A 12,485-nucleotide genomic window follows, 5' to 3' on the forward strand; every position below is an offset into this window, starting at 1 on the left:
GCCGCATGCGGCCCCTGCTTCAATGCATCGCCAGAATCCGTAGCCCGAATTTCTGCTGCCCGCCTGGCTGGTCGGCAATCCAGACCACTTCGGTGCTGGCATGCAGCCCCTTCAGTGCCGGGTGGTCGGAGTCGATCTGCACCTCGATCCGGTCCCCTACCTGAAAACGCGCCTGCGCCTGCACCTGCATGCCGCCGCTGGACAGGTCCAGGCATACCGCCGCAATCACCTGGTCTGCGTGCAACAGGCTGACCTCGGTGTCTATGCGCATGCGGATGAAATCGCGTTTCTCGCTGTGACTGGAGGGCGTGTGGGGCATGCTGCATCCTTCCCATCGGGTTGCGCTGATCAACTTTCTTATAACTCCCGGTGATTTGCCCTGTAAAGAGCGGCGAGGTCGACCGTTGCATGCTTGAAACCCCTGGCGGATGGGAGTACCGTCTGCGCCTTACAAGGTACCTCTGACAGTTGCCGGGCAGGTGTTCTTGTCCTACAACTCAAGTAGAGTGTGACCATAGAGAATTCCCGTAGCTGGCCGTCTGCCTTGCCGACACCGCTGCACCAACCTAAATCGGCGCCGTTCGCCCACATGCAGAAAACCAGTGCAACGCTGCTGATCATTGATGACGACGACGTGGTCCGTGCGAGCCTCGCCGCCTATCTTGAAGACAGTGGCTTCAGCGTCCTCCAGGCCGGTAATGGCCAGCAGGGCCTTCAGGTCTTCGAAGAACACCAGCCCGACCTCGTGATCTGCGATCTGCGCATGCCGCAGATGGGCGGCCTCGAACTGATCCGCCAGGTCAGCGAGCGTGCGCCGCAGTTACCGGTGATCGTGGTGTCTGGTGCCGGCGTCATGAGTGATGCGGTGGAAGCGTTGCGCCTGGGCGCCGCTGACTACCTGATCAAGCCGCTGGAAGACCTGGCCGTACTCGAGCATTCGGTACGCCGTGCCCTCGACCGGTCGCGCCTGGTGCTGGAAAACCAGCGCTATCGCGACAAGCTCGAAGCCGCCAACCGTGAGCTGGAGGCCAGCCTGCACCTGTTGCAGGAGGATCAGACCGCCGGTCGCCAGGTGCAGATGAACATGCTGCCGGAAAACCCCTGGGTAGCCGGCGAGTTCGCCTTCGAGCACCAGATCATCCCGTCGTTGTACCTGTCGGGTGATTTTGTCGATTACTTCCGCGTGGACGAACGGCGCATCGCCTTCTACCTCGCTGATGTTTCCGGGCATGGCGCGTCGTCGGCCTTTGTCACCGTGCTGTTGAAATTCATGACCACGCGCCTCATGTTCGAACTCAAGCGCAGCAGAATGCGCGAGTTCAAGCCGTCGGAAGTGCTCAGCCACATCAACCGCGGCCTGATCAACAGCAAGCTGGGCAAGCATGTAACCATGGTTGGCGGGGTGATCGACGAAGAGTCTGGCCTGCTGACCTACGCCGTTGGCGGTCATTTGCCGCTGCCGGTACTGTACACCCCCGAGCATTGCCGCTATCTGGAAGGCCGTGGCCTGCCGGTTGGGCTGTTCGACGAGGCCACCTACCAGGACTTGGTGGTGGAGCTGCCACCCCAGTTCAGTCTCAGCCTGATGTCCGATGGCATTCTGGACCTTTTGCCGGGTGATACGCTCAAAGATAAAGAAGCCGCCTTGCCGGAGATCGTCAAGGCAGCAGGTGGCAGCCTGGATGGGCTGCGTCAACGATTTGGATTGGCTACGCTTGGGGAGATGCCGGATGATATCGCCCTATTGGTGTTGAGCAGGAACCTTCAATGAGTACCGGTAGAATCCAGTTCGCCGAGCAGAGCGGTACCTTCGTACTGAAATTCGTCGGTGAAGTGCGTCTGACCCTGTGTTCGGCGCTGGATGCGACGATCGAGAAGATTTTCACTGCGCTGAACTTCTCGGCGATTGTCATCGACCTCACCGAAACCGAGAGCATCGACAGCACTACCCTGGGCCTGCTGGCCAAGCTGTCGATCTTGTCGCGGCAGAAGGTTGGCCTGCTGCCGACCGTCGTCACCACCAACCCGGACATTTCCCGGTTGTTGCAATCGATGGGCTTCGATCAGGTATTCAACATCGTCGATCGGCCGATTCCGTGCCCGGAATGCCTGACCGACCTGCCGTCGCAGGACCAGAACGAAGATGTCGTGCGTTCCAAGGTGCTGGAGGCGCACAAGATTCTCATGGGCCTGAACGACTCCAACCGTGAAGCCTTCCATGACCTGGTCAGCGCGCTGGAGCGCAGCTGACCTCTAGCCTGCACTGGCCTAGCCGCGGGTTCGCCCGCGAAAGGGCCAGCATGGGCGGCTGATTCTCCAATTCACCTATTGTTTGCCAACGAACTCGGTGGCTTCACTCCCGCCTGCATCCAGCTGATACACCCGCGTCGGCCGCCCCTGTTCATCAAAAAACACCTGCCCCAGCCCCGCGCCATTCCATAACCGTTCCCCCGCCTTGCTATGGCTCGGCGTGCGCGGCACCACTTCCATCTGCCGGCGCTTGGTGAACCAGTTCAGTGGTGAGCGCGGCGCATACAACCAGCGGTTGAGCCGGTCCAGTACATCCAGCAAGCGCCGTGGGAACTCGTTCTTGATCCCGCTACTGGTCACCTGCCACAGATGCGGGCTGCGCTGGCGGTGGCGAATCAGCACCTCATACACGAAGGAGTAATGCACATCTCCCGACAGCACCACGTAGTGCCCCGGGGTGCGCGAGTGGCGGAAGATATTGAGGATGACCTGTGCTGCACCGCGGTGGGCCATCCAGTTCTCGGCATCCACCAGCAGCGGGTAGCCCAGCCAGCTGAACACCTTCTGCACCGTCTCGATCAGCTTCACCCCGAAAATCGGCGCAGGCGACACGATGACCGCGGAGGGATGATCGAGCAGTGCTTGCTGCAATTCACTCAGCGCCTCCCAGTCAAGCAGTCCGGACGGCTTGGCCAGGTTGCTTTCGCTGCGCCAGCGCCGCGTACGGGTGTCCAGGACCAGCAACGGTGGCTCGGTAGGCAGGCTGAACTGCCAGCCCTGGAAACGCAGCAGGTCGCCGATGAGCTCATCGTGGTTGTGACGGGTCAGCGCCTGGCATTGCCCGAGCAGAGGCTTGCAGGTGTCGGGGTCATTACCCCAGGCCTGGCACAGCAGGTAGCCGAGCAGGGCATTGCCGATGATCCGCCGCGAGAACGGGTGGCCGTAGGCGGTTTCTTCCCACTGTGCCGAAAGGTTCCAGTCGTCGGTGATGTCGTGGTCGTCGAAAATCATCAGGCAAGGCAGGTGGGCCATCACCCGCGCCACCTGGCCGAGGTTGTCGGCAAAACCCTGGATCAGTGGCAGCTCCTGCCGGTAACGAGCCTGGTGCTGGTCGTTGAGCCCACTGGGCATGTCCAGGGTCACCAGTTGCCAGGGCACCGGCGACCACACCAGCAGGTACATGGCCATGACTTCGGCAAAGCTCACCAGGTGGTTGTCGGCGTTGCTGGACGAGAATATCGGCTTGCGCTTGCCGCCAAAAAAGCGTTCGCGCAGGGTGTCGTTGCGTTCCAGCGCCGGCAGCAGGTCGGCGCGGTGGTAGTAGCTGGCCGGGTGCTGGTACAGCGCCTGGCTGTCGGCTACCACCGCACCCTCCAGTTGCTCATCGAACAGGCCCAGGCGCGCGATCAGCCCATGGATGGCACGCAGCATCGGGCCTGCGACGTCGTCGGCGTACACCTGGTCGCCGGTCATCAGCAGTACGGCGGGACGATCTTCTGCGCTTGTACAGGCCTGCAGCAGGCGGTCAGCACACAGCAGACCATCGGCAGCGGGGTGGTGCGGCTTGCGGCAGGAACCGTGCAGCAAATGGTCGAGGCGCTCACGCAGTACCAGGCTCGGGCGCAGGGTGCCGGGGTAGAGCAGGTGTGGGGCCCAGCCGGCGATACCTTGGCCGTTGATCAGCAGGTCGTAGTCGAGCAGCTGGTTGCACGGCAGGGGGCTGGTGAAGTGGATGTCCAGCAGGTGGATGTAGGCGTGCCGACCTATCGGCACCACCTGGCAATCGACCTGGGCTTCGCTTGCCGGGCAGATGAATTGGGGTTGCAGTGGTTCTGTGGCGACCAGCCAGATGGCCAGGCGCTGGGGCTCCAGGCGGCGCAGGATTGGGCCGGCGAGTACGAGGGGCAAGGGGGTACAGGAAGTCATCGACAGCTCGGGTGGCTTATCGGGCCTCTTCGCGGGTAAATCCGCTCCCACACGTACAGCGCCAATTTCAGGCCTGTGGGTATGTGTGTGGGAGGGGATTTACCCGCGAAGAGGCCCTGGAATTCAATTCAAAACTGAGGCTTGGCAAAACAAAACGGGCGGAAAATGCTGAACACTTCCCGCCCGTCTGGCAAACCCGAGCTGTATCAGCCCTTTTCAGCCATCAGCTTTTCAAGCTTCTCCTGGTCCCGGGCAAACTGCCGGATACCCTCGGCCAGTTTCTCGGTGCCCATGGCATCTTCGTTCATCGCCCAGCGGAACTGGCTTTCGCTCAGTACGTGCTTGGCCTCGCCCGTATTGCCCGGCTTGAGAATGCGCGGCAGCTCGCCCTGGTCGCTGCTGAGCTTGTCGAGCAGGTCCGGGCTGATGGTCAGGCGGTCGCAACCGGCCAGTTGTTCGATCTGGCCGATATTGCGGAAGCTGGCGCCCATGACCACGGTGTTGTAGCCATTGGCCTTGTAGTAGTTGTAGATGCGCGTGACCGACTGTACGCCTGGGTCCTCGGCGCCCACGTATTCCTGGCCGGTGCTCTTCTTGTACCAGTCGTAGATACGGCCCACGAATGGCGAAATCAGGAACACCCCGGCATCTGCGCAGGCCTGGGCCTGGGCGAAGGAGAACAGCAGGGTCAGGTTGGTCTGGATGCCTTCCTTTTCCAGCTGCTCGGCAGCGCGGATGCCCTCCCAGGTGGAGGCCAGCTTGATCAGCACGCGGTCACGGCCAACACCCGCCTTGTCATAGAGGTTGATCAGCGCGCGCGCCTTGGCCAGCAGGGCCGGTTCGTCGAACGAGAGGCGGGCATCCACTTCGGTGGAGATACGCCCCGGGATGACCTTGAGAATGCCCGAGCCCACAGCGACGGCAAACTGGTCGCAGGCCAGGTCGACATTGCCCTTGGCATCGCCCTTTACCTGCTTGAGCAGGTCGGCGTAGCCTGGGATGGTGGCAGCCTTGAGCAGCAGCGATGGGTTGGTGGTGGCATCGACCGGTTTCAGGCGGGTGATGGCGTCCAGGTCCCCGGTGTCGGCGACCACGGTGGTGAACTGCTTGAGTTGTTCCAGCTTGGAGGTCATGGGCGTGCTCTGTCCTGTGCAATGACTCGACATTACCCGAGCCCCGACAGCCGCTCAAGGGCTGTCGGCGCGGGCTTGCCCGTGAAGGGCGGTGCGAAGGTGAGCATTCGAGTCGCAGGGGCGCGCGAGGTTCCGCAAACACACAAGCCGGCGCCTGCGCGACCCGCCCCCACAAAGATTCCATGACCTGGCTGGGCTGCATTAGCGCCCCTGCAGCAACTCCACCGCCTGGTCGAACACTGCCAACGGCTCGGCCGCCTTGTGAATGTCCGCCGACAGCAACTGGCGGAAGCGGCGCGCGCCCTTGAACCCCTGGGCCAGCCCCAGGATATGCCGGGTAACGTGGTGCATCGCGCCACCACCTTCCATATGCGCCACGATGTAAGGCCGCAACTGCGCCAGCGCCTCGCTGCGGCTGACCACCGGCGCCTCGCTGGCAAACAGCTGCTGGTCCACCTCGGCCAGCAGGTAAGGGTTGTGGTACGCCTCACGCCCCAGCATTACACCATCGAAGGTTTCAAGGTGGGCCTGGCATTCTGCCAAGGTCTTGATCCCGCCGTTCAGCACGATTTCCAGGTCCGGGAAGTCCGCCTTCAGCTGCGCTGCCACGTCATAGCGCAGCGGCGGGATCTCGCGGTTCTCTTTCGGCGAAAGCCCTTCGAGAATGGCGATGCGCGCATGCACGGTAAAGCTGCGGCAGCCGGCCTCGCGCACCTGGCCGACGAAGTCGCACAGCTCGCCATAGCTGTCACGGCCGTTGATGCCAATCCGGTGCTTGACCGTGACCGGGGTGGATACCGCATCGCGCATGGCCTTCACACAATCGGCCACCAGTGCCGGGTGGGCCATGAGGCAGGCGCCGATCATGTTGTTCTGCACCCGGTCGCTCGGGCAGCCGACGTTGAGGTTGACCTCGTCGTAGCCTGCGTCCTCGGCCAGTCGCGCGCAGGCAGCCAGGTCAGCCGGCACGCTCCCGCCCAGTTGCAGCGCCAACGGGTGCTCGGAAACGTCGTGGCGCAGGAAACGGTGGGCGTCGTTGTGCAGCAAGGCGCCGGTAGTGACCATTTCGGTATAGAGCAAGGTGTGGTTGGAGAGCAGGCGCAGGAAGAACCGGCAGTGGCGGTCTGTCCAGTCCATCATGGGGGCAACGCTGAAGCGGCGTGACGGCTCAGGGCGCGTGGTTTGTGGCTTGGAGCCTGATTTTGCGGTCATTTCGTTCAACGTGTTTTGTACCAATTTTTCGGGGGGGGGCGTTTTTACCAAGCGCTTGGTAACAATGTACCAACCGACAGTCGACGTGTACCAATCTCTGATGGCAACGATCAGAACGCGTAAAGAGGCCGATGGCAGCACTGGCTACCTCGTCCAGATCCGCATTAATCGCGTCAAGGTGACAGTCTACCAAGGGAGCCAAACGTTCGCCTGCAAACCAGGCTGCGGTGGCTTGGGCGAAGCGACGGGAAACCGAGTTGGCTGAGCCGCCTATTCGAAATGGATGGGGATGCCCCGCGGGTATCGAGTGTACCCGGTCATTGTGATTGGAACTCCTTGCGGCGTTATACCTATCTCGGGGGCGTGGCGATCCATCTGTCAGGAGTGGCCGCTTTCGACCCAAAGCTGCCCTTCGTGGAGGGCAGCAATCGGCCATTTTCTGCTGGTCATCACCGAACGCTTAGGGTCGATAGCGGTCATTCGCGATCGGCTACTTTCGACCCATGCTGCCCTTCATGGGGGGCAGCTTGCGGCCAGAAGCGGACATTTGTAGACCTCGTGCACGGGCGTAGAACCGCAAACTTGAAAAACTCAGAGGTCGCCGTCAATGAGGCCTATGGGTGTCCCCATTTGATCTGAGAGGAAAAAGGATGGACGATCGAGTCCCCCCATCAATGACTGTGGTCGTGGGGAGTAGAGGTAGGGCCGACGTTGTATTCCTCATCCGTCACCTTCTCCATCCAGACGACGTTCACACCGTCTAAAGCTTCTTGAATGGCGATGTGTGTCATCGACGTGGTCGCTGACGCCCCGTGCCAATGTTTATGGCCAGGCGGACACCAGATCACGTCACCGGCACGAATTTCAACGATCGGCTCGCCTTCGCATTGAGTCCAGCCGCAGCCTGCGGTAACGATGAGCGTTTGCCCCAGCGGATGGGTATGCCAGGCGGAACGGGCACCCGGCTCGAAAGTTACGCTAGCCACCGTCACCCGTGAAGGTTCTGGCGGGAAGTTCAGAGGATCGACGCGCACCGTACCAGTGAACCAGGCTTCCGGGCCTTTCATCGAAGCCTGCGAGCCAACACGTTTGAGTTCCATAAATACCCTCTTTTGATCCGTTAAGTCATTGAAGAACGCCAAGGCAGTCCACCGCTTCAGCCGTGGACTTACTCTAAGATCATTCAGGACCTATGATTAGACGGCAGAATTGGCATGCACTTATGCTCAGGAGCATCAATGCGAGAAAACCTGAATGATTTGTTCGCGTTGCTGACCGTGGCCCGCGAGCGAAACTTCACCCGCGCTGCCGCTCAGCTGGGCATTTCGCAATCGGCACTGAGCCGCACCATCAGTGCCTTGGAAACCCGGATGGGGCTGCGACTACTAACCCGCACCACACGAAGCGTCTCCCCCACCGAGGCGGGAAGGAGAGTGTTGGCCGCGATCACTCCTCGTTTTGAGGAAATCGATGCAGAACTGGAGGCGCTGAGCGACCTTCGCGACAGGCCGACCGGTACAGTCCGAATCACAACCACTGACTACGCAACACAGGCCTATGTCTGGCCGCGTCTGAAATTGCTTCTGCATGAGTACCCGGATATTCGGGTCGAATTGATCAATGATTACGGGCTGGCGAACATCGTCGAGCAAAGCTACGACATCGGGATTCGTCTGGGCGATCAAGTCGAGAAAGACATGATCGCCGCCCGTATCAGCCCGGACCTCACCATGGCTATCGTCGGCGCGCCACATTACCTGGCTGCAAACGGCCCTTGCGTGACACCCCAAGACCTCACCCATCACAACTGCATCAACCTGCGGCTGCCAACCCGGGATTCGCTGATGCCTTGGGAACTGAGCAAAGGGGGGCGCGATTTGCAGGTCAGGGTCGATGGGCAGTGGGTGTTCAACAGTACGTATCAGATGCTGGAGGCCGCACTGGAAGGCTTCGGCTTGGCTTACGTTCCCTTCGACCTGGCAAAGCCTCACGTCGAGACCGGGCAACTGGCCTGGGTACTTGAAGAATGGTTCCCCACCTACCCCGGCTATCACCTTTTCTACCCCAGCAGGCGGCAAACGTCACAGGCGGTCGCCCCTGTGGTACAGGCCTTGAAAGCCGGGAGTTCGGCAACGTAGAAACCGAAGAATTGGCCTATATCCCGCCATACAGCAAAATCTGAGATGAGAGCAGCAGAACCCTCACGGGGCAGTCAATCGCTCGCCAGCGCCAGGCTGCGCATCCAGCATCACCGGTTTGGTTTCGATCAAACGTTTGCTCAGGATCATTGTCTGAGTGACCGCGACATATTTCTGGAAGTGAGGCGAGGCGATGTGGCTGCGGTAGGCCGCGTCGCTGGCGTAGATTTCAAAAAAATGAAGTTGGTTAGGGTGATCCTTGTCGGCCACCGAATAGATGGACACCACACCCGGCTCGACCCGGATCGACTCTGCAATTTCTTCCTTGACCGCACGCTCATAGGCGGCCAGTTGCGCAGGGTCGATCTCAAGCTGGGCGATGCGGATGACCCGGCCTTGCGATTCACCGCTCACCGCCTGTTGTACCGGTAAAACCACCATCGCCATCACTCCCAAGATTGCTTTGACGTTCAACATGACCTCTCCCGTACGTACAGCATCACCAAAAAAACCACTTCACAGCCCCCCTGCCAGGTTCATTGGGGCAGTGCATACGCCACGATGTAATCGCCTTTCTGGGTAGTAGCAGAGTTACCGCCCGCGCTGATGAGCACGAACTGCCTGCCCGTCTTCGGCGAGACATAGGTCATGGGCGTGGCTTCGGCGCCAACCGGCAAGCGCCCTTTCCAGAGTTCATCACCCGTGCGTACATCGAAGGCCCGGATATAGAAATCCTGAGTGCCGGCCATGAACACCAGCCCTGTCGAAGTGGTGATCGGCCCTCCCCGCGTAGGCATGCCAATCGGCATCGGCAAATGGGTCGCGATACCCAGCGGGCCGGTCTGTTCGGTGGTGCCCAACGGCATCGACCACGCCACCTTGCGCGTCGCCAGATCAATGGCCGTGAGAGTGCCGTAAGGCGGCTCCTGGCATGGAATCCCAAGCGGCGACAGGAAGCGGCCTTGCTCGATACCCCAAGGAGTGCCCGCCTGCGGCGCGTTGCCTTCATGGCCGCCGCCACTGAGGGTTTTCTCGTCGTAGGCGGCGCGTGGAATCATGCGATTCCAGATGGCAACGCGGGTGTCGTTGACGATCATGTAGCCAAGGTTCTCAGCGATGGAAACCGAACCCCAGTTCATGCCTCCCAACCAGCTCGGATATTGAATCGTCAGACGCTCGCTCGGCGGCGTGAATTCACCCTCATAGCGCGCCTTGCGAAAATCGATTCGGCATATCAACTGATCTAGCGGCGTGAGGCCCCACATGCGTTTTTCACTGAGCGGCTCGGTGCCAATGGACGGCATGCCCACGGAGTAAGGCTGCGTCGGCTCCGTGTGATCGTCTGCCACGCCGCCCTGTGGAACCGGTCGCTCCTCGACCTGCGCTATCGGGGTGCCGGTGCGACGGTCAAGCATGAAAATCTGGCCGCGCTTGGTGGTCTGGATGAGCGCCGGGAGCACGCCGCCATGGCCATCCGGAACGTCGTAAAGCGCCGGTTGCGAAGGTACATCGTAGTCCCACAGATCATGATGAACGGTCTGGAAACGCCAGCGTTCGCGGCCGGTCGCAATGTCCAGCGCGACGACGGAAGATGAATACCGATCATCGGCTTCGGTGCGATGGCCGCCCCAAAAATCCGGGGTCGCGTTGCCGGTGGGCAGGTAGATCAAACCCAGCGCATCGTCGAAGGCAGGTGTGGACCAGACATTAGGTGTGCCAGGGGTGTAGGTTTGACCTTCTGGCGGCTCACGTGTAATCGCCGGATTACCCAGATCCCAAGCCCAGGCGAGTTGCCCGGTTTGCGCATTGAACGCGCGGACTACGCCAGACGGTTCGCCGGTTTTCTGGTTGTCCCACACCAGCCCGCCGACAACGATCAGATCACGAACCACTGTGGGTGCCGCAGTCGGAAAATACAGGTCCTGATCCTGGCCTCCCATGCCAATGCGCAAACTCACGCTGCCATGGCCGCCAAAATCAGTGCAGGCCTGCCCGGTCTGCGCATCCACTGCGACCAGTCGTGCATCGACGGTGGTGGCGATGATCCGTCGTGTACAGGCTTGTGGGCCTGCAACCGTGGCAGAGGCGGCTTGCTCAGGTGTCGCGTCGTAGTAACCCACGCCGCGACAGCGCGGGTAGGTGTTGTTTGCCTGCACCTTGGGATCGTGATGCCAGATCTCCTTGCCCGTGTCGGCGTCCAGCGCGAACAACTGACTGGACTGGGTGCAGCCGTAGACCATGCCGTTGACATGAAGCGGCGTCACAACATGGCCTTGGCTGCCTGCGGGAATTTCGCCTGTCCGGTAGGTCCACGCCACCTTCAGACCCGATACGTTTTGCGGTGTGATCTGGTCGACCATGGCATGGCGTGTGCCCGATGGTGTGTGGCCGAAATAGCGCCAGTCGGTCTCAGGCTCGACCGTTCCGACTGCCTTGCCCGGCACGGGCGCTGGCGTTCCGTCAGCCATCTGGATGGGCTGCGGTTGCAGCGCGGTGTAAAAGGTCACCCCCAGACCGACCGTCACCCCTGCCGCTGTAAGGTACGCCAGCGGAGCCGGGGCGGGACGTCGGCGGGCCCGCAGATGCGGGGCCGCCATCAGCACGAAAACCAACGCCACGCCCAGCGCGAACAGCCGGGAAAACAGTGGCCAGAATGCCAGACCTACATCCCACACCGACCAGACGACAGACGCCGCGAACACCAGCAGATACACGACCGCACCCGGTAATCGCTGCCGTATCAGAAACAGGCCGCTGACAACCAGTCCCGCTCCCGCCAACGCGAAATACCATGATCCGCCCAGCACGACGAGATACCCGCCCCCCACAAGCAGCGCCAGGCCAACGAGTAAGACGACGATACCGAGGATGATCAGCAGTGCAGTAGTTAACCTGGGAGTGCTCGATGGCGGCATGGATCTGGGTTCCTTTCAGATGATGTTCAGGCAAAGCCTGGCCATGACTTCAACAAAGTTGAAATCTGAAGTCTGGGGTTTTGTCGTGAGGCGTCAGGTGTATGTGGCTGCAATCACATCAGCGCATGATGAATCCGCCGTCCACCGAGATGGACTGGCCAGTGACGTAGCTCGAGGTCGAACTGCTCAGCCAGAGCACGGCATCGGCGATCTCTTCAGGTTTGCCGTGACGCCCCATCGGAATCATCTGGGTCATGCCTGCCAGCGCTTCGCCTTGACCGCTTGCGACCATTTGATCGGCCATCGGCGTCCAGATCAGGCCTGGACACACGGCGTTGACCCGAATGTTGCGAGCGGCGTATTCAAGAGCTGCGCTCTTGGTCAGGCCGATCACGCCATGCTTTGCTGCGTGATAATTGGCACGTTCGGCACCACCCACCAAACCACCCAAAGACGAGCAATTGACAATGGTGCCGCTGCCTTGGCGGCGCATGTGTTCCAGTTCGAACTTCATGCAACTCCAGACGCCGCGCAGGTTGACCGACATGACCTTGTCGTAGTCCTCGACCGTCGCATCGGCGATTTCCGCCAGTTTGTTCTGGATACCGGCGTTGTTGAACGCCGCGTCCAGACGGCCAAAAGCGGCGACGGTTTCCTTGACCATGGCTTCGACCTGATCCATGTCAGATACGTCGCAACGAATCCCGATGGCGCGATGACCTTCGGCGATCAAAGCCTCGGCAGCCGCCTGCGCGGCTTCGCCGTTGACGTCGGCCAATGCCACAGCGGCACCTGCACGGGCAAAGGCCTGCGCAGTTGCCAGACCGATACCGGACGCAGCGCCGGTGACCAGCGCGACCTGATTCTCGAATGAAAAGCTCACGGGTGTGTTCCTCAGTTCCAATGGTTCA

Annotated in this window: 11 protein-coding genes and 1 pseudogene; 4 read left to right on the forward strand and 8 right to left on the reverse strand. The window is 61.0% G+C overall.

Annotated features, from left to right (window positions below; genetic code table 11):
* Positions 1 to 19 precede the first annotated feature (19 nt).
* A complete protein-coding gene (locus tag E8E68_RS01420; protein ID WP_266030831.1) occupies positions 20 to 319 on the reverse strand; it encodes a PilZ domain-containing protein in 300 nt (99 codons plus the stop codon).
* Between the two features lie 270 nt (positions 320 to 589).
* Here E8E68_RS01420 and rssB point away from each other — a divergent pair, with 270 nt between their 5' ends.
* A complete protein-coding gene (gene rssB, locus E8E68_RS01425) occupies positions 590 to 1,771 on the forward strand; it encodes a two-component system response regulator RssB (RefSeq protein ID WP_110748556.1) in 1,182 nt (393 codons plus the stop codon).
* Positions 1,768 to 2,250: an anti-sigma factor antagonist RssC gene (rssC, locus tag E8E68_RS01430; protein ID WP_019096598.1), complete on the forward strand. Its 483-nt coding sequence runs from the start codon at positions 1,768 to 1,770 to the stop codon at positions 2,248 to 2,250. The genes rssB and rssC overlap by 4 nt, the downstream gene beginning before the upstream one ends.
* A 75-nt stretch (positions 2,251 to 2,325) precedes the next feature.
* On the opposite strand, the gene E8E68_RS01435 is transcribed toward rssC, so the two are convergent.
* From E8E68_RS01435 to dusA, 3 genes are all read right to left on the reverse strand, one after another.
* Positions 2,326 to 4,176 (reverse strand): alkaline phosphatase D family protein, encoded by a 1,851-nt coding sequence (locus E8E68_RS01435; RefSeq protein ID WP_280339301.1) that lies wholly within the window; start codon positions 4,174 to 4,176, stop codon positions 2,326 to 2,328.
* Positions 4,177 to 4,382: 206 nt separating this feature from the next.
* Positions 4,383 to 5,309: a transaldolase gene (tal, locus tag E8E68_RS01440; protein ID WP_280339303.1), complete on the reverse strand. Its 927-nt coding sequence runs from the start codon at positions 5,307 to 5,309 to the stop codon at positions 4,383 to 4,385.
* Between the two features lie 201 nt (positions 5,310 to 5,510).
* Complete coding sequence (gene dusA / locus E8E68_RS01445; protein ID WP_266030828.1) at positions 5,511 to 6,521, reverse strand: tRNA dihydrouridine(20/20a) synthase DusA; 1,011 nt, start codon at positions 6,519 to 6,521, stop codon at positions 5,511 to 5,513.
* Between the two features lie 100 nt (positions 6,522 to 6,621).
* On the opposite strand from dusA, the pseudogene E8E68_RS01450 reads away from it, so the two are divergent.
* Positions 6,622 to 6,790, forward strand: a pseudogene (locus E8E68_RS01450) (site-specific integrase); the annotation flags it as partial.
* A gap of 402 nt (positions 6,791 to 7,192) precedes the next feature.
* On the opposite strand, the gene E8E68_RS01455 reads toward E8E68_RS01450, so the two are convergent.
* Positions 7,193 to 7,621: a cupin domain-containing protein gene (locus E8E68_RS01455; protein WP_259135877.1), complete on the reverse strand. Its 429-nt coding sequence runs from the start codon at positions 7,619 to 7,621 to the stop codon at positions 7,193 to 7,195.
* Between the two features lie 138 nt (positions 7,622 to 7,759).
* Between E8E68_RS01455 and E8E68_RS01460 the strand changes: the two genes are divergently transcribed.
* Positions 7,760 to 8,659, forward strand: coding sequence for a LysR family transcriptional regulator (locus tag E8E68_RS01460; protein WP_280339306.1), 900 nt, complete (start codon positions 7,760 to 7,762; stop codon positions 8,657 to 8,659).
* A gap of 63 nt (positions 8,660 to 8,722) precedes the next feature.
* Here the strand turns inward: E8E68_RS01460 and E8E68_RS01465 are convergent, their stop codons facing one another.
* From E8E68_RS01465 to E8E68_RS01475, 3 genes are all read right to left on the reverse strand, one after another.
* Positions 8,723 to 9,136: a putative quinol monooxygenase gene (locus E8E68_RS01465; RefSeq protein ID WP_259135875.1), complete on the reverse strand. Its 414-nt coding sequence runs from the start codon at positions 9,134 to 9,136 to the stop codon at positions 8,723 to 8,725.
* A 59-nt stretch (positions 9,137 to 9,195) separates the two neighbouring features.
* A complete protein-coding gene (locus E8E68_RS01470; RefSeq protein WP_280339309.1) occupies positions 9,196 to 11,574 on the reverse strand; it encodes a membrane-bound PQQ-dependent dehydrogenase, glucose/quinate/shikimate family in 2,379 nt (792 codons plus the stop codon).
* A gap of 118 nt (positions 11,575 to 11,692) precedes the next feature.
* Positions 11,693 to 12,478 (reverse strand): glucose 1-dehydrogenase, encoded by a 786-nt coding sequence (locus tag E8E68_RS01475; RefSeq protein WP_280339311.1) that lies wholly within the window; start codon positions 12,476 to 12,478, stop codon positions 11,693 to 11,695.
* Positions 12,479 to 12,485: the final 7 nt, after the last annotated feature.

Origin of the sequence: Pseudomonas sp. BN607 (assembly GCF_029871175.1) — a bacterium.
Classification (GTDB): domain Bacteria; phylum Pseudomonadota; class Gammaproteobacteria; order Pseudomonadales; family Pseudomonadaceae; genus Aquipseudomonas.

What these genes read in the sequence shown, in the direction of transcription:
- rssC (WP_019096598.1), top strand. Translation starts at nt 1,768, where the DNA reads ATGAGTACCGGTAGAATCCAGTTCGCCGAGCAGAGCGGTACCTTCGTA.
- E8E68_RS01460 (WP_280339306.1), top strand. Translation starts at nt 7,760, where the DNA reads ATGCGAGAAAACCTGAATGATTTGTTCGCGTTGCTGACCGTGGCCCGC.
- E8E68_RS01470 (WP_280339309.1), bottom strand. Translation starts at nt 11,574, where the DNA reads ATGCCGCCATCGAGCACTCCCAGGTTAACTACTGCACTGCTGATCATC.
- E8E68_RS01420 (WP_266030831.1), bottom strand. Translation starts at nt 319, where the DNA reads ATGCCCCACACGCCCTCCAGTCACAGCGAGAAACGCGATTTCATCCGC.
- rssB (WP_110748556.1), top strand. Translation starts at nt 590, where the DNA reads ATGCAGAAAACCAGTGCAACGCTGCTGATCATTGATGACGACGACGTG.
- tal (WP_280339303.1), bottom strand. Translation starts at nt 5,309, where the DNA reads ATGACCTCCAAGCTGGAACAACTCAAGCAGTTCACCACCGTGGTCGCC.
- E8E68_RS01465 (WP_259135875.1), bottom strand. Translation starts at nt 9,136, where the DNA reads ATGTTGAACGTCAAAGCAATCTTGGGAGTGATGGCGATGGTGGTTTTA.
- E8E68_RS01435 (WP_280339301.1), bottom strand. Translation starts at nt 4,176, where the DNA reads ATGACTTCCTGTACCCCCTTGCCCCTCGTACTCGCCGGCCCAATCCTG.
- dusA (WP_266030828.1), bottom strand. Translation starts at nt 6,521, where the DNA reads ATGACCGCAAAATCAGGCTCCAAGCCACAAACCACGCGCCCTGAGCCG.
- E8E68_RS01455 (WP_259135877.1), bottom strand. Translation starts at nt 7,621, where the DNA reads ATGGAACTCAAACGTGTTGGCTCGCAGGCTTCGATGAAAGGCCCGGAA.